Below are 18,276 nucleotides of genomic sequence, written 5' to 3' on the forward strand. Positions count from 1 at the left end.
TAGTCATTAGTCATTAGTCATTAACAAAGGACTAATAACCAATGACTAATGACTAACTGGTGAGAAAATACGCTGACTTTGGTACGGTTACACCTACTACCACTCTTACGTTAGGCTGTTAGATTAGTTGACAGGAAGACAAAATAACTAAGTCAAATCCAAAACAGGCATTTAATATTCAAATCACAAGCACCCCAGCCAAGAGTGGTAGTTAAGGAGCTAAAAAATGAGTAACCCATCTAATCGTGTCTCAGAATTTTTTAATAGCGAATCAGAAACTAACGATTTACTATGGCAGTACGTTAAATCCTTGAGTCCAGATACAGTTACCCAGCTATCTAAACCCACGTCTGCCGAGGTGTTTCAGGTGATGGAACGGAATATTATCGGACTGTTGGGTAATCTACCTTCAGAACACTTTGGTGTTACTGTAACTACAAATCGGGAAAATCTGGGTCGGCTTCTCGCTTCTGCGATGATTAGCGGTTATTTCTTGCGTAATGCTGAACAGAGAATGAATTTTGAAATCGCCCTACAAGGTTCTGAAACCAATAATAGCGAAGATTAAAAATAGAAAATTTGGGAAATTCAATATTGTTGGGCTGCAAGCTAGTCACAGTCACAGCGATAATAATTTAAAATTCAGTTATCTTTGAACTCCTGTAATTTGATAATTAGTTCAACTAGAGGTGTATTGCTAAATGATTAATACACATTTGTGGATAAACTAATAGCGGTAGACGACCTTCGCAATAAACACAAACTCGGCAGAGTTCAAACCAGTCTGCCGAGTTTTGTTATTAGTCAAGAGTCAATAATTCTTCCCCTACTCCCTACTCCCCATTACCCCAATCAACTATGAGTGAAACCAGTTCTTTCCCACCCCATAAAATTATTGGTGTTGCAGTAATTTGGAATGACCAAAAGCAAATTTTAATCGATCGCCGTCGTCCAGAAGGAGCGATGGGTGGTTTATGGGAATTTCCTGGTGGCAAAATTGAGCCTGGTGAAACTATCACCGAGTGTATTCAACGGGAAATTTGGGAAGAACTGGGAATAGCAATTGAAGTAGGAGAACATCTGATTACTATTGACCACAGCTATACAAACTTGCGCGTTACCCTCACAGTACATCACTGCCGCCATGTTACAGGTATTCCTCAACCTTTGGAATCTGATGAAATTCGCTGGGTAACTTTGGAAGAACTGGAGCAGTTTACTTTTCCGAAAGCAAATACTCAAATTATTGCTGCCTTAAAAGGGACTGGGGACTAGGGACTGGGGACACTTCTCTACGAGAGGCTGCGCCAACGACAAGCTCAGTGCATCGCTGGGGACTGGGGACTAGGAAAGAGTTTTTAAATGCCCAATCCCGTAACAATCTATTAATTGCATTAGGTTGAGTCCCGCAATTTCCTACAATAGGCGCAGGGACTTTGATTTAAGGTGTCAGCAAATAAATGCCTAAAACCGTTGCCGATGTGATGAGCCGCGATCCTATTGTCGTGCGGGAGGAAACTCCACTGAAGGAAGCTATCCAAATTCTCGCAGAACGCCACATCAGCGGACTACCTGTTGTGGATGATCTTGGTAAATTGGTGGGCATTATTTCGGAAACCGATTTGATGTGGCAAGAAACTGGTGTTACTCCACCTGCGTACATTATGTTTCTTGATAGTGTGATCTATTTAAAAAATCCTGCTACTTATGAACGTGACTTGCACAAGGCACTAGGGCAAACCGTTGGCGAGGTGATGAGTAAAAACCCGATCGCTATTTCCCCTGAGAAAACTTTAAGGGAAGCAGCCACAATCATGCACGATCGCAGCGTTCACCGCTTGCCAGTACTTGAGGGCACGGGTCAAGTAATTGGTATTCTCACTCGTGGTGATATTATTCGGGCAATGGCTGCTAGTCAAGATTAGTCATTGGTCATTAGTCAAGAGTCTTTAACACTTAACTGTTGACTTTTGACTCTTTTTTACACCTTTGAAAATTAAGGATAACTAAATGAGTATTACTCCGGAGTCTGTTAAGCAATTGCTCAGTTCTGAGGATTTAGGCGATCGCTTACGTGCAGTAAATCAAATCCGCCAACTGGAACCTGCCATTGGCTTTGAATTGCTTCAAAGTGCTATTGGCGATCGCAATTCCCGTGTCCGTTACTCAGCTGTGAGTCAAATGGATACACTGGGAACACAGGATTTACAGTTATCCTTGGATATCTTGCGCGATCGCTTGCTTCATGACTCCGAAGTAGATGTACAAGCAGCAGCAGCAGACTGCTTGGGCGCTCTAAAGTTACGTGAAGCTTTTGAAGATTTGCAGCAGCTTTATCATACAACTGGTGAATGGTTAATACAATTCAGTATTATTGCTACCTTAGGTGAGTTAGGCGATCCACGAGCCTTTGAACTACTCAAAGAGGCACTCTCATCAGAAAATGAATTAGTCCAAACTGCTGCCATTAGTTCTTTAGGTGACTTGGGAGATTTACAAGCAGTTCCTCTGCTGGCTCCCTACGCTACCAATCCCGATTGGCAAATTCGTTACAGACTTGTACAAGCCTTGGCTCGTTTGGGTAATGCAGAAGCCAAATCTATATTAGAAACTCTGGCTAATGATGAAGTAGATGCGATCGCCAATGAAGCGAAACAATCTTTGCAATCAGTTTAAGGTTAAGAAAATTCACAGGAGAGACAAATTCGACCTGGTTGGTAAATTTTGCATTCCAGCCAGATCGAATAGATAAATGAGAGTTACTTTTAGTTGCTAAAAGTAACTTGTTTATATTTAGGATAGGTCTATTGAACAAAACTTTTGCGGCGGCGAGATATGGCCATGACTGCACCTACTGCACCTAAACCTAGTAATGTAGTTGGTTCTGGAACAGTAGCAAAGTACAAACTAGAATAAGTTGCTTTGACTGCTGTATTCTTTTTCCAATCAGCTGCAATACTATCGATTGTACCTTTTGCTTGTAAGGTAAAAATTCCTTGCCCTTGGGATATGTCGCCGGACGCACTCTTAAAGAATCCGTCAGTTATAACATTTATAGAAACGAGGTTTGAATTGGCTTGGGTCAGTGTGTATGTAGCAGAAGTTACGGCAAAAGTATTCAAGCCATCACCAATGGTAGCAGGATTAGTACCCAAATCAAGGAATGGGTTAGTTGCTAATGTGGAATTAAAACTGATAATGTTGCCTATTGAACCTTTAGTAAAAGCACTGAACCCACCAGTAGTCAAATCAGGATCAGAGCTAATAGTAAATGTATTTGGAGTATTGAAGGTGAGAGAATCTGCCAGCAAACTAGCAGTACCATCACCTGTCAAAGAAAAATCACCTGTTAATGCAACCGCTTGAGCAGATCCAGCAGAGGTAAACAATCCAGCAGTAGCTAAGGGGAGTGCAACAGTAACAGCTAAAGTTGCATTTAATAATCTAGATTTAAAATCAATCATTGTCTTCGAGGCTCCTAGTAATAACTTTAAATCAGAGCAATTGCTTTCATTTTAATATCAGTAATTTACTGAAAATAGTGTCAGTGAAAGCGAAACTTGCGTGATGTGTTTCTTATCTCCATAAAATCACATAGATTCGGAGTATGCAAGATTTACTGAGTGGTCTTCATTACATCTTTAAGGCATCGCCATTTTTTATGAAATTTTAATTTTTTTTATATCTACGCTTCGTATATCTTCCATTTAAAAGAGTTTTAATCGTTGGCAATAGTTTTGGCTTTAATAAAGGTAGTTACCGTACCACAAAAACAACTGGTAAATTTGATACCAAAGTTACTCAACCATTTTTTAGATAAATGGAGTATGCACTGTATTTATCTCTTCAGTTACTAATATTCAGTAAAACGGTTCCTCTCGGAGAATAAATGAGAGGAACCGCTATATTTTTTTATTATGAATAGTCTTTATGATCGAAGCTGTCAAAGCTTTAAAATATTAAGTGCCAAAGACCTGTGGCCAAGTTGTTACAACAAAAACTACAACGGCTGCGATCGCTAACAACCCTTGAATCAAATTTCCAACCAAAGATCCGACTACAATTCCTATACCTGCTTTAATCGCCACCCGAAATTCACGTCGGTAAAGGTATTCACCAATAATTGCTCCTAAAAGCGGCCCTAGTAAAATTCCTAACAGTGGGCCCCCAAAAGGTAACGTTGGCAATAGTCCTAAAAATCCCACCACCAAACCAACAATTGCGCCAATTTGTCCCCACTTGCTAGCTCCAGCTTGTCTTGCTCCCACGTAGCTAGCTAAAAAATCCACTCCGACACTGAGCAGTAAAACTATAATTGTCACAATTAGTGGAATCTTGATAGCCGAGAAGGAACTACTAACTATCCCCCAGATAATAATTGCAATTAGAATTAAGCTGCTACCGGGAATGGCAGGAACTACTGCACCGATAATACCCACAACCATTACGGCAACTAATAGCCAATAAATAATTTGCATAAATCAATTGTAAATTTCCAATTTTTTCGTAGGGGCACACAGCGCCCCTACTATATATTCTATCTGGGTAAGATGGTGACAAATTATTAGTACACTGTGTAGAAGTTTGCCTACCTTTAACCAGTTATTCAGAGGATGTCTGAGAAGTATCAAATATTGGTTGATCCCCCCTACCCCCCCTTAAAAAATGGGGGAACTGGAATCAAAGTCCCCCTTAAAAAGGGGGATTTAGGGGGATCTCCAAGGGTTAGGTGTATATAAATAAAGCTTTTCAGACATCCTCTCAGAGCAATTTGTCTTAATTGAAATGTTACGCCTTGTCACCTAATGCTTCTAAACTTCTATTTAAAACCTCAAAATCCATGACAAGAAAAATATTAACTGGACTCAGTTCTGAAGCCTACGAACACCCTTTCGATCGCAAAGCCTTGGCTTCTTTGCAAAATATGCCCGGTGTCTCCCTGCTACTCAAAAAAATTAACGAATACGGCATCGATCGCTTACTCAGACTGCAAAGCCTTGGGAGTGAAATCAGAATTTCGCCCCGTAATTTTCCCGAATTACATCAAGCATTTGTAGAAACCTGCCAAATTCTTGATGTTGATCCACTTCCTGAACTATATCTGTTTCAAGGTACAGGTCACATTGAAACCTACATTGTTGGGGTGGAAAAACCTCTTGTCGGTATCAATTTAGATGCAATGGAGTGGCTGGGCGCGGATGAGTTGCTTTACATTTTCGGACACGAAATCGCTCGCATCAAGAGTCAGCACATGATGTATCATCAAATGGCAATTGTGATGCCAACTTTAAAAAATTTGTTAAGCAGTACCACACTGGGGGTTGGTGGCTTGGTAGCCGGTGGAATGGAACTGGGTTTGTATAATTGGCGAATGATGGCTAGGTTCACTGCTGATCGTGCTGGTTTATTGGCTTGTCAGGATATTGACGTAGCAACCACTGCACTGATGAAACTCGCAGGTTTGCCAGATGAGTACTTGACTACTGCTGTAATCGAAGATTTCCTCGTCCAAGCCCGCGAGTTTGCATCTAATAGCTTTGATAATGTTGATAAAGTCACTAAAATATTAAGCTATACAGAATCAGGGCTTTCTTGGGTAGTTATGCGGGCTGGTGAGTTATTGAAATGGGTTGATTCAGGAGCTTATGATAATTTAATTCAACAGACAAATTTAAAGACACCAGAGCAACTAGAAGAAAAAGAAGGAAAGACACCAGAAGAAAAAGAAGGTTGGAATTTTTTGACTTCTTGGTAAAAAATATTGAGGTTAGTTTGTAGTTTACCCCTTTGGGGATCTTGCTACGGGTGGCATCTCGTAGAGAGGACTTTAGTCTTCACTACAAACCTTTAATTATTTACGCCGATCTAGTTACAAATTACGAGTTAAGCTAAAACACATCTAATTTGCATATCAAAATTTTCTCAACATCTTGTGGGGTGGGCAACATGAGCGCCCTGATTATGCAACTCGAATGCCGATTAGCTGATTTTGACACATAACCAACCTAAGTTTAGGTTAGGTAACTTGGTTTGATAAAGTCGAGCTAAGAGTAACGGCTAATTTATCGGCAATTCCCGCAATCCAGTTTTCATCCTGTTTGGTATAACTGCGAGGAGTATTCGCTGCCAAAATTAACACACCTTGGTTGCCAATAGGTTGACAAATTACACCTTGAGTATTCTCTGGTAAATAATCAAATTCAACTCTACCTGGATATACTTTTAACGCAACTAGATAAATCGGCTTTTGTTTTTCGAGTACCTGTTTTAAGATTACTCCTGGTACAACCTCAGATTTAGTACTCAGAATCCCGCGACGCAACAAAACTTTACCTTGATAAAAAACCACAAGCGATCGCGTTACTGTATTAGTCAACAACAAGTGAGATGCCCAGGCTAGCTCTGTTTTCACGGTTTCTGGTAAATCTGCTACAAGTTCAAAACCAACTTCACCGATTAGTTCTACAGTATCAGGCGATCGCGGCTGAACTTGCTGCCAAATTAAACCCGTCAAAATTAACACCGCACTCAAAACCACGCCCACCACATCACCACGCGATTGAGACTGGGTTAATTCTGGTGTCAATAAACGGTTAATCAGCAAAAGCACAGCGCCTAGCCCACCCACGACAATGGGTAGACGCCGCAAAACTCGATTAGGATCAGGTTTAATCATCCTTAGGAAAAGTTATGAGTTATGAGTTATGAGTTATGAGTTATGAGTCGAAGAAAGTTTTTAACTCCTAACTCCTCACTCCTAACTATTTTCACTCCTCCCCTGGTTCAATAATGCGCTGAAAAAGATAACCAGTACCCCGCGCGGTGAGAATCAATTCTGGGTTGCTAGGATCATCTTCTAACTTTGCCCGCAAACGGGATATATGCACGTCTACTACACGGGTATCTACATGACGTTCTGGTGTGTAACCCCAAACTTCCTGCAAAATTTCCGAACGAGAAAAAGCTTCTCCAGAGCGACTGACTAATAACTCTAACAAGCTGAACTCCATACCCGTCAACCGAATTCGCTCATCGCCTTTGTAGACTTGTCGCTTATTCGTATCGATTTTAATATTAGCGACATGAATTACCCCAGAGCTGGGAATACCAGAAGCACCATTTTTATCTACCCGCCGCAGCACCGAGCGAATTCGGGCTTCTAGCTCCTTGGGGGAAAATGGTTTAACTACATAGTCATCAGCACCCAATTCTAGCCCGGTGATGCGATCGGCGACATCACCCAAGGCTGTTAGCATAATAATGGGCACATCTGATTCTTTTCGTAATTCTTGACATACACCATAGCCGTCTAGCTTTGGCATCATTACATCTAAAACTACCAAGTCAGGCTCAGTTTTGCGAAAAGTTTCCAAAGCTTCTTCCCCGTCGCCAGCCGTCACTACATCGTAGCCAATCATGGAAAGGCGCGTTTCCAAAATCCGGCGAATGCTGGCTTCGTCGTCTACCACCAAGATTTTTTCTTTATGGCTTTCCAAGTTTCTCTAGGCTCCTTAACTAAAAATTTACATGATTAATTTTTAATACCATAATATTAAGATATCATTCCACCAATTGATTTGGAAAAAGCTCTAAATCCTACTATGATTAGTTTTTAGTTTTTTTCAAGAATTAAGTAAATATTAAGATTATTTAATAAGATTTAAGAATGGCAAAGCCAAAGACCTTTTTCACTTGTAACGAATGTGGAGCAGAATCGCCCCAGTGGTTTGGTAAGTGTCCAGCTTGCGGCACTTACAATTCTCTAGAAGAACAAATTTCTATTCAATCCTCAGTAGATGTACCCAGTCGGGGGGGAGTGAGTAGCTGGCAATCAACTCAAGGCAATGGCAAATCTCACGCTAAACCAGCTAAAGCGCGAGCCTCCTTAACATTTGATCAAATTACCGATCGCCAAATCGCCCGATGGGAGTCTGGTTATGGAGAATTGGATCGGGTGCTTGGGGGTGGCATTGTCCCAGGTTCTATGGTGCTGATTGGTGGCGATCCGGGTATCGGGAAATCGACTTTATTATTGCAAGTATCAAATCAATTAGCCCAAAAATATCGCATCCTTTACGTAACTGGTGAAGAATCGGGACAGCAGGTAAAATTACGAGCTTCTCGTTTGGGAGTATCAAAACCCCTAAGTGTGGTTAATGAGGAGAATGTTACTGTAGTAGTAGAGACTACATTTCCTATAGACCCTGACAGTATAGGTGCAGATTTATATGTACTGCCAGAAACAGATTTAGAAGAAATTTTACGGGAAATAGACTCTCTAAAACCAAATGTGGCGGTGATTGATAGTATCCAAACGGTATTTTTTCCCGCTTTGACTTCTGCGCCTGGTTCTGTGGCTCAGGTACGGGAATGTACCGCAGCACTGATGAAGGTGGCGAAGCACGAAGATGTCACCATGCTGATTGTGGGACACGTCACTAAAGAAGGAGCGATCGCGGGGCCAAAAGTTTTAGAGCATTTAGTCGATACAGTGTTGTATTTTGAAGGCGATCGCTTTGCTTCCCATCGGTTATTACGGACAGTAAAAAATCGCTTCGGTGCAACTCACGAAATCGGTATCTTTGAAATGGTGGCCGAGGGACTGCGAGAAGTCTCCAATCCTTCAGAGCTATTTTTAGGCAACCGTGACGATCCAGCTCCCGGTACTGCCATTGTGGTTGCTTGTGAAGGCACTCGCCCGATAGTTGTGGAGTTGCAGGCTTTAGTGAGTCCTACCAGCTACCCTTCCCCTCGGCGGGCTGGAACTGGCGTAGACTACAACCGCCTGGTGCAAATTCTTGCCGTCTTAGAAAAACGGGTGGGAATTCCCATGTCCAAGTTAGATTCTTACGTTGCTTCTGCGGGTGGGTTGAATGTGGAAGAACCGGCGGTAGATTTAGGAATTGCGATCGCGATCGTTGCCAGTTTCCGCGATCGCATCGTTGATCCCGGTACAGTATTAATCGGTGAAGTTGGCTTAGGTGGACAAGTGCGATCGGTTTCCCAAATGGAACTGCGGTTAAAAGAAGCTGCTAAGTTGGGATTTAAAAGAGCGATCGTGCCAAAAGGGACAAAATTTCCTGACCTTAATATTGAGATATTGCAAGTATCTAAAGTGATAGATGCGATTATCGCCGCCATCCCCCATCAGGAATTGACAGCCGACGATTTAGAACCCGATGAAGATGAATAACTATTGGGGACTGGGTAATGGGGACTGGGGACTGGGTAATGGGGACTGGGGACTGGGAAAAAAGTCTCTAGGCGTGTTTTCAAAGTCTTAGATCCCCCCAACCCACCTTTTTAAGGCAGGGCCGATTTATTCCATTTCAAATAGGATTTGTCAAGATGGTTAGCAAGAAAATTGTAAGTAAGGGTGACGATGAGATGAACATATAAGCACTTAAATATCAGTAAAATAGTTCATTTTATCTACTCATGTTTTGCACAGACGAAAGCTGCTAATGAAGTGGTGCTTTAGTCCCAAAGATGAAATAAGGCAGGTAAATCCTGCCTTGTGTGTCACTAGAGTTAGTTAATTCATCTTTCCTTACCATTGCACGTCTTGTTGACAAAGCTATTACCGAGTTATGTCAAAACTGTGACTGCACCAGTTTTAAACAAGGCTTGGGCGATCGCTACAAAATACCCAATGCCCACTTGCCCTGAGCGTTCGCGCAGCGTCTCGTAGAGAAGCCGTACCACTTCGTGGAAGCAAGCTACGCGTAGCGTCTCGTAGAGAAGGGATGCCCAATACCCAATTTAAAATGTCAGTGTTTCCCAATCCAAATCTGATGCTATTTGAGCAAGTTTATCTAAATCAGTTAGGTTATCTAAATAAGGCAAACAGCCTAAAACTGGCGTGTTAGTGAGTGATTGAATCAATTGCTGTGGTGTCCAGTCAGCTATTTCTGCATCCGTTCGGGGTTGTACGCAGTTCAGCACAATACCTTTGAGATTGACGCGCGATTGTCTAGCTAATGCTACATTCGCCACTGCTTGAGCGATCGCACCTAATCTCACTGGCACTACCAATACCGTTGGTAAACGCCATTCCCCCGCCAAATCAGCTACGGTTAATTCCTCCGTTATGGGCGAACCTAACCCTCCCAAAGCTTCTACAAGCACAAAATCACGATGCGATCGCAACTTTGACAAAGCTTGCCACACAAGAGCTAAATCTACTCGGCGATTTTCTCGTGCTGCGGCGATGGGAGGAGCCAGAGGTGCTTGAAAATACAAAGGTGTAATTTCTTCAGCAGATTGTTCTAGTGTAAATAGCTTTTGATACCACTCGCGATCGCCAATCCCCGATTGAATCGGTTTCATGATTCCCCAGCTATGCTGCGGGTAATATTTTTGCCAATAGGCTGCTAAAGCTGTAGTTAAAACAGTTTTACCAGCTTCGGTATCAGTTCCAGTAATCAGTAGTGTGTCTAACATTAATTTCTTTGGCCAGAAAATGGTTGTGTTCCATCAACCGGCGGAAAAGTTGGCCTTTCACCAGTGGTGGGAATTGGCAGAGGTGTTTCTGTGGGAATTGGCAGAGGTGTTTCTGTGGGAATTGGCAGAGGTGTTTCTGTGGGAATTGGCAGAGGTGTTTCTGTGGGAATTGGCAGGGGTGTTTCTATGGGAATTGGCAGGGGTGTTTCTATGGGAATTGGTTTGACTGGTTTTTCTAATCCAACATTGAGATTGTAATTGCTTTGGGCAACTCCCGGAGACAGACTTAACTGTATAGTGTATCTACCAGTAACCAACAATGTGCCTTGATAAGATGTAACTTGTTGGGCAGTACTATCAATTGGTTGTCCATTGGGACTTAAGACTGTTAACAAAATGTTGCTTCCTGGGTCAATAAACGTGCTTAATTTAGCACCTCCCTGTCCAAAAAAGCTGTACTGGATGATTTGATTCGCTTTGATGGTATCTCTAACCGTGGTTGGGTTAGATGCTGTCAGCTTGAGGCGCTTAGTAGATACAACAGGTTGATTGTTAGTCGGCGTGGGTGTAGGTGTGGGTGTGGGTGTGGGTGTGAATGTAGTACCACCAGAAATCACTGGTGAAGGGAAATTCTGGGGAAGCGTTTCAGCTGGTGCTGTTTTCGGCTGACTGCGGATGGAACTTACCAGTGCCCAAGAACCAAATCCCGCTACAATCACGACAGCAGTGCCAATTGCTGCGATCGCTAACGGATTATCTAAAATTGAGCTAGTGGGACTTGGTGGAATCACCGGATTGGGTTTTTTGGGCGAAGCTGATGGTGTTACGACGTCAGGACGGCGACTAACAGCCATTGTCTGCAAATTGGACACATTTAGGTTGGGAAGACTGGGTTCCTCTAAAGGTTTTAGTGCTTGAGATACACTAGCAGCACTTTGATAGCGATCGCTCGGTAGATGATTCAACATTCGATTCAAAACTTGGGCAAATCGCGGATTCACCCTTACCCACCGTTGCCAATTCCAAGTTAATTGGTTTTCATCAAACAGATCCCTTGGTTCTTTACCAGTCAGCAAAACTATTGCACTCACCGCTAATGCATACAAATCACTACTAGGGTAAGCTCCCCCTGTTTGCATTTGTTCACTAGGAGAGTAGCCTAATTTTCCCACAGTGGTTTCTGGCATTGCCCTCTCTGGCGATCGTAAACGCGTTGCCAGTTCCTTTACCACCCCAAAGTCAATTAACACAGGTTTTGCGTCACTATCTCGCAAAATAATATTTTCTGGCGAGATATCTCGGTGAATAATCCCTCGACTGTGAATATGCTCCAAAACTGGCAACAACAACTCTATCAACTGCAATACTTCAGCCTCCGTAAAGGCTTGACCAACAGCTTGACGTTCAGCCAGCAGACTCCGGTACGTCTGACCTGCAACGTAATCCTCGACCAAAAATAAGCGTTGGTCTTGCTCAAATCTTTCCCGGAATTTAGGAACTTGTGGGTGTTCGATTTGATATAAACTTGCAGCCTCTCGGTGAAAAAGCTCTTGTGCCTTCTCCCAAGCCAAAGCCTCTGTTGCTGTTGAAATCAACTCCTTGATCGCGCAAAGTTCGTTAAAGCGCCTCTGGTCTTCTGCAAGATAAGTTCTACCAAATCCTCCTTGTCCGAGAATTTGAATTATGCGGTAACGGTTTTGCAAGACAGTGCCAACTGTAATGGGTGGTTGCATGATCCATTGATTGAGTTTAGTAGCAACTGAAAACGAAGTCACCCACAAAGATTCAGTCCAAGAGGCGACGGACAGTTACCTGCGGCAATATTCTACTATACCCAACAAGTACATTCCCACCAGAGGAAGGTTATTTTCTACTGGATAACTTCAGAGTGACCAATCCCCAACTCAATTTTTCTTCCTAGGAAAACGATAGATTTTGAAATATGGAAAACTAACTTCAGAATCCAGGTTATACAAATCACTCATCTGTTTTTCAATCAATCCTTTGGGAAATAGATGTTCACGATTAACTACGATAAAAACTATATCCGCATTATTTGTTAATTTTTCAATTTTTTCGCCCAAACTTCCATTAGTAATCCCCTTTCTTAACTGATTACCCAAATCAATTCCATTGCGAGTTAGAGTATCACCGTAGTAGCTAAATAATCGGGAATTCGCAAATAAATATACAGATTGTGTAGAAGAAGAACGATTTTTGATAATGTACTGGACAGCAGAGCGATAGTCATCTTTCCGATAGTCATCATTGAAGTAGTAGTTATAAAGAGAATAAATATTCAGAACTATCAGAGATATGACAGCGATTTGAGCAAACTGAGAAACTCCATAGCGCTTTGAGCTAATACCAGGTCTTTGACTGAAAGCCGATGGGATAAGTATGGCAAGTGGTAACCAAAGATAATAAGAGTGACGCGGTACCCAATTTAATTTGGTGACTATAGCTAAGAGGAATCCTAGTAAAAATGCCATGACAATAACAGAAGCAAAGAAGTAATCAGGATGCTGATCTCTGTTATTTTTTTTGTGTCTCAATAATACCTTTATTAAAGCCAGAACAATTACAGTACTGACAATCACCAATAAAAGTATTTGAGGCCAATAACGAAGCACAACCTGTACTTTATCATCGCCGCGCAACTGCTCCGTTGAAGGACCATAAGTTGTCCCCACTAAAATTCCGTTTAACACAAAAATAATATTTTGAATTATGGGGAATCCCAAGCGAGAAATGGGAACGCTTTCCGGATCAGTTGCTCCAGGTAAAGTGAGGAGATATAAAATTGGCGGCAAAGATAAAAATCCAGCCGGAATCCACCATTGCAGCCATTGCCTTAAATTTCTATAGATGAAAATCTGAGATAGGCATAAAGCTACAGTGGAAAATAAAAAGTTAATATTAGCAAAAATTCCTATGGCAGTAAAAATACTGAATAGCCATTTTGAAATACCTTGATTACCTTCATCTTTAACTAATACCGCACTGAAGAAATATAGTTGAAGTGAACCTATAAACATTGCTAAGGCATAAATTCTGGCCTCTTGGCTGTAGTAAATACAAAAAGAACTGAATGTCAGGATTAGCAGAGACCACAAAGCATGCTTTTTTCCATATATCCGCAAAGCAGTAAAGAATATAACAACAATTGAGCCAATTCCTAAAATAGCAGAGAGTGAGCGAAGGGCAAATTCACTTTCACCAAATACCTGACGCCACAAAAACAGAACTATAAAATACAGTGGTTGAAATTTATCACTATTTCCTATGTGTCTAACTCTCGAAATGCTCTCTTGAAGTGTCGAGACATCAGAATTAGTTAAGCTCAAACCCTCATCATACCAAAGACTCTGGTTTGAAAGCATAAAGAAGCGCAGGAAAACACCCAAAAAAATAACTATTAAAACAGAGATATAATATCTCGACGATCTCTGATTTATGATTTTAATCATAATTTTATTTCCTCTGCATGACACCATAGAAATTACTGGGGCATACCTTCTTTCATACCCACTTGTGGGACAATGAATCAGGCAAATGCTTCAGAACCACGTAATGAGTTAAAGCTAGTCTATTAGCGATGCTAGGATAAGGCGTTTTGTATCCTAGCACTTTTAATTACATAACTTAAATATTCTTGAAATACTAGTTAATGTTTACTTAAAGCGATCGCACAGATACCGCTCAACATCAAACCCGCTCCTAACCATTGGGAAATTAAGACTTTCTCTCTCAAAAATACAGCACCAGTGATCATTGTGAGTATAATTGTTAATCCAATCACTACTGGATAGGCAACTGATAAATTCAGCTTCCCTAAAACTACCACGTAAAAAACTGTACTCAGACCGTAAGTACAAATTCCTCCCAATAAATAGATATTTAACGGATTTTGTCCTGCTCCTAGTTTTAATAGATTTTGAGCCAGTGTATTTAACCCCACTGTGATTAAAATCAGCAAGCTAAAAACTATCTGGTTATTCATGGTAAAAATTTACTCAATTTACAACGTGATATTTTTTGCTCAAAAGAGCAACTTATAAGAAACTCTCATAGCCAGCGTTATCGTCAAAATCCCAAATTTCTGCTCCAGATGGATAAGCTATTTGCACCCATTTCCCGGCAAGTTTTTCCCACCATCGGGGTGGGTGCGGTAGGGTAGCAACTTGCATGAAGCCACATCCAGAAAGTAATGCTCCCACAAAATCAGTATGTAAACTATCACCAATGACGAGTATGTGTTTTGCTGGTAAACGCATAGAGGCTATTGCTTTACGAAATGCGGGAGGAAAGGGTTTTTTAGCTGGACTCAGCGCTGGAATATCAAGACGATGAGACCAATATTTGACGCGATAACGACGTTTCCCATTTGAGAGGATAAAAAATTGCAATCCGGCTAACTTCGCTTGTCTAATCCAATCTTCTACATAAGGAGATAGGTAGCGATCGTCTTCAGAAATAATCGTGTTATCTAAATCAAGAATGATTCCTTTAACACCAGAAATCTTGATTTTCTCAATTTTTATTTCAGCTAGTGTATGGATACGTCGCGGAAGCCTATGGAGTTTCTCTTTAGATAGCAAATTGGGGCCACCTCATCAAAAAAGTTTTGAAATTTTTCATCTGCAAAGTCCCGAATCTATGCCATTAGGCTACGCTATCAACGAGATTTATTTTATCAGCCCTTGATGTTTGAGCAACAGAATCCCGAAGCAAGTTAACACCCAACCAATGACAGTTAACAGAATGGGCAAATCTTTCAATAAAACTTCTTCTGGTCGTTCGCTGCGTCCACCTTGCTCAATAATTTCGTCACTGTAACTGGCAATCTCTTCCGGGTCACTCAGCAATTGATAGCGAAAAATTCCATACAAAACAAAGGGCAAAGTCAGTAACATCCAAGAGGTGGAGGCGCCATGTAGATAGGGACCAGCACTCCAAAGAGAATATGCGACAACCGTACCAGTAGTCACAACATTTTCCATTCGACCCAGTAGAGGCAAGGAATAGTATTTGAGGACAGAGCGAGGCTTGTTGCCTTTTACTTTTGCTAACCGCAGTTCTGCTTTCCGCTTTTCAATTCCCAAGAATAGCGCCAGCATTGCAGTACACATTAAAAACCAAGATGATAAAGTAATACTGGTAGCAGCAGCACCAGCATAAGCTCGGAGAACAAATCCGGTAGCGATCGCCCCAATATCTAAAATTACCATCCGTTTGAGTCGCAGATTATACGCGACCTGCAACAAGGCGTATGCAGTTATGGCTGCACCCAACCGGGGCGATCGCAACCACGCAATTATCAGAGCGCCACCCAACAGCGCCAATGCCATCACCGTAGCAACACGGATGCTAACTAATCCAGCAGCAATTGGCCGTTTACACTTGACAGGGTGCTGACGGTCAGACTCAACATCTACGATGTCATTGATTAAGTAGAAGCCACTTGATGCACAGCAAAATAATCCAAATGCTAACAGGCTACCTAGCAGAGATTGCAGATTGATGCTAAATGCAAACAGTGGTGCTGCAAACACCACCAGGTTTTTTGTCCATTGTCGCGGTCGCATAGCAGCTAAGTAGTATCCCGACTTCTTAGAACTAGTTGCTATGGCAGTTAAAGATTTTTCTACTACAGAGGTACGTCGAGAGTCCATAAGTATGCCTACCGCTTCTATGTCTCAGCAGAAATTTAGATATTGAACAATGAACAACTTTTACGGATTTAATTAAAAATTTTCTAGTAAAAATACTTAAAAGTCTTTACCTAGATGATATTACCCCTGTTAAGTATTTTTTGGGTATCAAAAAAAATATTTTTATTCAATCTTCATTTAAGCTTTATCCAATCTTTATCTAAAAACTTGCTCACCTATAGACAAATTGTGTTTACTGCTAGATTCTTCTAGGTTGTATAATTTTTATTTTTCTCCATGCGTAAGATATGGAATAATAAGCTACTCCTTGAATACTTAGTCAACGGTGCTATACTGTATGGGAACAAACTTTAATCTCACTTAAGTTGTAAATGATTTAATGTCAGCTATAAATGAGGTAGTTAAAAGAAGCAATCTATCACACCAATCTTTGAGAGATTGGGGTTATAGACCTCAACCCAACAAACTTGAACTATAGATATAGTGGACGGACTTGATATCGGTTAAGCTATCAATGGTTTGCCTGCCAAGAAAATTAGAGAGTTAGCGAATGATAATTTTATGGGAAAATGTTTAAATTTTGTATGGAAGCTTCAACAAAACTCACAGATGTTTTTTTAGGCGATTTCTCGGTTAAATCTATTAAATCTCTAATCATAATATTGCTATGAATGCACATAAAGGATCTGCTGTGCTCAGTTCTGCAACTTTCAAGGTGCAACCATCTGCAACAGGGCTGAACGAGAATCATCGCCTGCGGCTGTTTTCTGGCTCTGCCAACATACAACTGTCTCAAGAAGTCGCTCGTTATGTGGGCATGGACTTGGGGCCAATGATTCGTAAAAGATTTGCGGATGGAGAGCTTTACGTTCAAATCCAAGAATCGATTCGGGGTTGTGATGTCTATTTAATCCAGCCATGTTGTCAACCAGTGAACGATCATTTGATGGAATTATTGATTATGGTTGACGCCTGTCGTCGGGCTTCGGCACGACAGGTGACGGCAGTAATTCCCTATTATGGTTATGCGCGTGCCGATCGCAAAACAGCAGGACGAGAGTCAATAACCGCCAAGCTGGTTGCTAACTTGATCACCAAAGCAGGTGCCAACCGCGTTCTCGCAATGGATTTGCACTCGGCTCAAATTCAAGGCTATTTCGATATCCCCTTTGACCATGTTTACGGTTCACCAGTATTGCTAGATTACCTAGCAAGCAAACAACTGCCTGATCTTGTAGTTGTTTCCCCCGATGTTGGTGGTGTAGCACGAGCTAGGGCATTTGCAAAAAAACTGGGTGATGCTCCACTAGCGATCATTGACAAACGTCGTCAGGCACATAATGTTGCAGAAGTGTTAAATGTCATCGGCGATGTTAAAGGTAAAACGGCAGTATTGGTGGATGACATGATTGACACTGGAGGCACGATCGCAGAAGGAGCGCGATTACTGCGTGAAGAAGGAGCGCGTCAGGTATACGCCTGTGCAACTCATGCGGTGTTCTCTCCACCAGCAATGGAGCGGTTATCCACTGGCTTGTTTGAAGAAGTCATTGTCACCAATACAATTCCCATACCAGAAAACAATCGCTTTCCCCAACTAGTGGTGCTGTCAGTAGCTAATCTCTTAGGAGAAACTATCTGGCGGATTCATGAAGATACTTCAGTTAGTAGTATGTTCCGCTAGACTGAAATTCGTCTTATAAGCCTAAAAAACCCACGCTGACCCTTTGATCGGGTACGGTGTGGGTTTTTAGTAGGTCTAAAATTTCTGTACGGAGCTTCTAACACAAACAGTTTGATCTGACAAGCTGGTTTACAACAATTGAAGCAGAAAGCCCACGAGCAGTATTAGTTTCCCAATAAGCCATTTTCTAGGGGACTGACAACAAATAAATTATCCAATCTTGTCGGGTGGGCAACATGAGCGCCTTTGCCTGTGGGCGGGTGAGACACCCACCCCACAAGAAATAGTTGAGTATTTTTTTATCGTAAATTCAAGGGTTTAAGACCCCAACCATTACACATAGTATCAGTTGAGTTGGGGTTTAAATCCCCGACTCCAACCAGGGCAAACGCATCTTATTTACTAATAAAAACTAAGAAAGATTGCAAAATGATATAGATAATTGCAAAAATTGATGTAACGATAAGCAAACTA

General features: G+C 41.6%; 17 protein-coding genes. 7 read left to right on the forward strand and 10 right to left on the reverse strand.

The window, feature by feature from the left end:
- Positions 1–226 precede the first annotated feature (226 nt).
- The 4 genes from V7K50_RS15025 (at position 227) to nblB (ending at position 2,676) form a co-directional block, all read left to right on the forward strand.
- Positions 227–568 carry a DUF760 domain-containing protein gene (locus tag V7K50_RS15025; RefSeq protein ID WP_334799047.1) on the forward strand — a complete coding sequence of 114 codons (342 nt, stop codon included), beginning with the start codon at positions 227–229 and terminating at the stop codon, positions 566–568.
- A 290-nt stretch (positions 569–858) separates the two neighbouring features.
- Positions 859–1,275, forward strand: coding sequence for an 8-oxo-dGTP diphosphatase MutT (mutT, locus tag V7K50_RS15030; protein ID WP_334961256.1), 417 nt, complete (start codon positions 859–861; stop codon positions 1,273–1,275).
- 185 nt (positions 1,276–1,460) lie between these two features.
- Complete coding sequence (locus V7K50_RS15035; protein ID WP_334961258.1) at positions 1,461–1,925, forward strand: CBS domain-containing protein; 465 nt, start codon at positions 1,461–1,463, stop codon at positions 1,923–1,925.
- 85 nt (positions 1,926–2,010) lie between these two features.
- The gene (gene nblB / locus V7K50_RS15040) at positions 2,011–2,676 is read left to right on the forward strand and encodes a phycobilisome degradation protein NblB (protein ID WP_334961260.1); all 666 of its coding nucleotides are present in this window, start codon (positions 2,011–2,013) and stop codon (positions 2,674–2,676) included.
- 128 nt (positions 2,677–2,804) lie between these two features.
- Here the strand turns inward: nblB and V7K50_RS15045 are convergent, their stop codons facing one another.
- The gene (locus tag V7K50_RS15045) at positions 2,805–3,464 is read right to left on the reverse strand and encodes a PEP-CTERM sorting domain-containing protein (RefSeq protein WP_334961263.1); all 660 of its coding nucleotides are present in this window, start codon (positions 3,462–3,464) and stop codon (positions 2,805–2,807) included.
- Positions 3,465–3,959: 495 nt separating this feature from the next.
- Positions 3,960–4,478, reverse strand: a complete 519-nt coding sequence (locus V7K50_RS15050) for a DUF456 domain-containing protein (protein WP_334961265.1) — start codon at positions 4,476–4,478, stop codon at positions 3,960–3,962.
- Positions 4,479–4,840: 362 nt separating this feature from the next.
- On the opposite strand from V7K50_RS15050, the gene V7K50_RS15055 reads away from it, so the two are divergent.
- Entirely contained in the window at positions 4,841–5,755 is a 915-nt protein-coding gene (locus tag V7K50_RS15055; RefSeq protein WP_334961267.1) for a M48 family metallopeptidase, read from the forward strand.
- Positions 5,756–6,016: 261 nt separating this feature from the next.
- Here V7K50_RS15055 and V7K50_RS15060 read toward each other — a convergent pair whose 3' ends face one another.
- Together V7K50_RS15060 and rpaB are read right to left on the reverse strand one after the other, a co-directional pair.
- Complete coding sequence (locus V7K50_RS15060) at positions 6,017–6,676, reverse strand: cofactor assembly of complex C subunit B (protein WP_334961269.1); 660 nt, start codon at positions 6,674–6,676, stop codon at positions 6,017–6,019.
- A gap of 91 nt (positions 6,677–6,767) precedes the next feature.
- Entirely contained in the window at positions 6,768–7,496 is a 729-nt protein-coding gene (rpaB, locus tag V7K50_RS15065) for a response regulator transcription factor RpaB (protein ID WP_012412029.1), read from the reverse strand.
- A 170-nt stretch (positions 7,497–7,666) separates the two neighbouring features.
- On the opposite strand from rpaB, the gene radA reads away from it, so the two are divergent.
- Positions 7,667–9,193, forward strand: coding sequence for a DNA repair protein RadA (gene radA / locus V7K50_RS15070; protein WP_334961271.1), 1,527 nt, complete (start codon positions 7,667–7,669; stop codon positions 9,191–9,193).
- A gap of 569 nt (positions 9,194–9,762) precedes the next feature.
- On the opposite strand, the gene bioD is transcribed toward radA, so the two are convergent.
- The 6 genes from bioD to V7K50_RS15100 form a co-directional block, all read right to left on the reverse strand.
- On the reverse strand, positions 9,763–10,443 hold the full coding sequence (gene bioD, locus V7K50_RS15075) for a dethiobiotin synthase (protein WP_334961273.1): 681 nt from the start codon (positions 10,441–10,443) through the stop codon (positions 9,763–9,765).
- Positions 10,443–12,176, reverse strand: a complete 1,734-nt coding sequence (locus tag V7K50_RS15080; protein WP_334961275.1) for a protein kinase domain-containing protein — start codon at positions 12,174–12,176, stop codon at positions 10,443–10,445. Before V7K50_RS15080 ends, bioD begins: the two co-directional genes overlap by 1 nt.
- 171 nt (positions 12,177–12,347) lie before the next feature.
- On the reverse strand, positions 12,348–13,913 hold the full coding sequence (locus V7K50_RS15085) for a glycosyltransferase family 39 protein (RefSeq protein ID WP_334961277.1): 1,566 nt from the start codon (positions 13,911–13,913) through the stop codon (positions 12,348–12,350).
- Between the two features lie 197 nt (positions 13,914–14,110).
- Complete coding sequence (locus V7K50_RS15090) at positions 14,111–14,446, reverse strand: SMR family transporter (RefSeq protein ID WP_334961279.1); 336 nt, start codon at positions 14,444–14,446, stop codon at positions 14,111–14,113.
- 52 nt (positions 14,447–14,498) lie between these two features.
- A complete protein-coding gene (locus V7K50_RS15095) occupies positions 14,499–15,044 on the reverse strand; it encodes a YqeG family HAD IIIA-type phosphatase (protein ID WP_334961282.1) in 546 nt (181 codons plus the stop codon).
- Between the two features lie 87 nt (positions 15,045–15,131).
- Positions 15,132–16,118, reverse strand: a complete 987-nt coding sequence (locus V7K50_RS15100) for a decaprenyl-phosphate phosphoribosyltransferase (protein ID WP_334961284.1) — start codon at positions 16,116–16,118, stop codon at positions 15,132–15,134.
- 667 nt (positions 16,119–16,785) lie between these two features.
- Between V7K50_RS15100 and V7K50_RS15105 the strand changes: the two genes are divergently transcribed.
- Positions 16,786–17,802 carry a ribose-phosphate pyrophosphokinase gene (locus V7K50_RS15105; RefSeq protein ID WP_334961286.1) on the forward strand — a complete coding sequence of 339 codons (1,017 nt, stop codon included), beginning with the start codon at positions 16,786–16,788 and terminating at the stop codon, positions 17,800–17,802.
- Positions 17,803–18,276: the final 474 nt, after the last annotated feature.

The organism is Nostoc sp. (assembly GCF_036917135.1).
Classification (GTDB): domain Bacteria; phylum Cyanobacteriota; class Cyanobacteriia; order Cyanobacteriales; family Nostocaceae; genus Nostoc.

Coding starts and splice junctions, on each gene's coding strand:
- V7K50_RS15025 (WP_334799047.1), top strand. CDS start 227: ATGAGTAACCCATCTAATCGTGTCTCAGAATTTTTTAATAGCGAATCA.
- mutT (WP_334961256.1), top strand. CDS start 859: ATGAGTGAAACCAGTTCTTTCCCACCCCATAAAATTATTGGTGTTGCA.
- V7K50_RS15035 (WP_334961258.1), top strand. CDS start 1,461: ATGCCTAAAACCGTTGCCGATGTGATGAGCCGCGATCCTATTGTCGTG.
- nblB (WP_334961260.1), top strand. CDS start 2,011: ATGAGTATTACTCCGGAGTCTGTTAAGCAATTGCTCAGTTCTGAGGAT.
- V7K50_RS15045 (WP_334961263.1), bottom strand. CDS start 3,464: ATGATTGATTTTAAATCTAGATTATTAAATGCAACTTTAGCTGTTACT.
- V7K50_RS15050 (WP_334961265.1), bottom strand. CDS start 4,478: ATGCAAATTATTTATTGGCTATTAGTTGCCGTAATGGTTGTGGGTATT.
- V7K50_RS15055 (WP_334961267.1), top strand. CDS start 4,841: ATGACAAGAAAAATATTAACTGGACTCAGTTCTGAAGCCTACGAACAC.
- V7K50_RS15060 (WP_334961269.1), bottom strand. CDS start 6,676: ATGATTAAACCTGATCCTAATCGAGTTTTGCGGCGTCTACCCATTGTC.
- radA (WP_334961271.1), top strand. CDS start 7,667: ATGGCAAAGCCAAAGACCTTTTTCACTTGTAACGAATGTGGAGCAGAA.
- bioD (WP_334961273.1), bottom strand. CDS start 10,443: ATGTTAGACACACTACTGATTACTGGAACTGATACCGAAGCTGGTAAA.
- V7K50_RS15080 (WP_334961275.1), bottom strand. CDS start 12,176: ATGCAACCACCCATTACAGTTGGCACTGTCTTGCAAAACCGTTACCGC.
- V7K50_RS15085 (WP_334961277.1), bottom strand. CDS start 13,913: ATGATTAAAATCATAAATCAGAGATCGTCGAGATATTATATCTCTGTT.
- V7K50_RS15090 (WP_334961279.1), bottom strand. CDS start 14,446: ATGAATAACCAGATAGTTTTTAGCTTGCTGATTTTAATCACAGTGGGG.
- V7K50_RS15100 (WP_334961284.1), bottom strand. CDS start 16,118: ATGGACTCTCGACGTACCTCTGTAGTAGAAAAATCTTTAACTGCCATA.
- V7K50_RS15105 (WP_334961286.1), top strand. CDS start 16,786: ATGAATGCACATAAAGGATCTGCTGTGCTCAGTTCTGCAACTTTCAAG.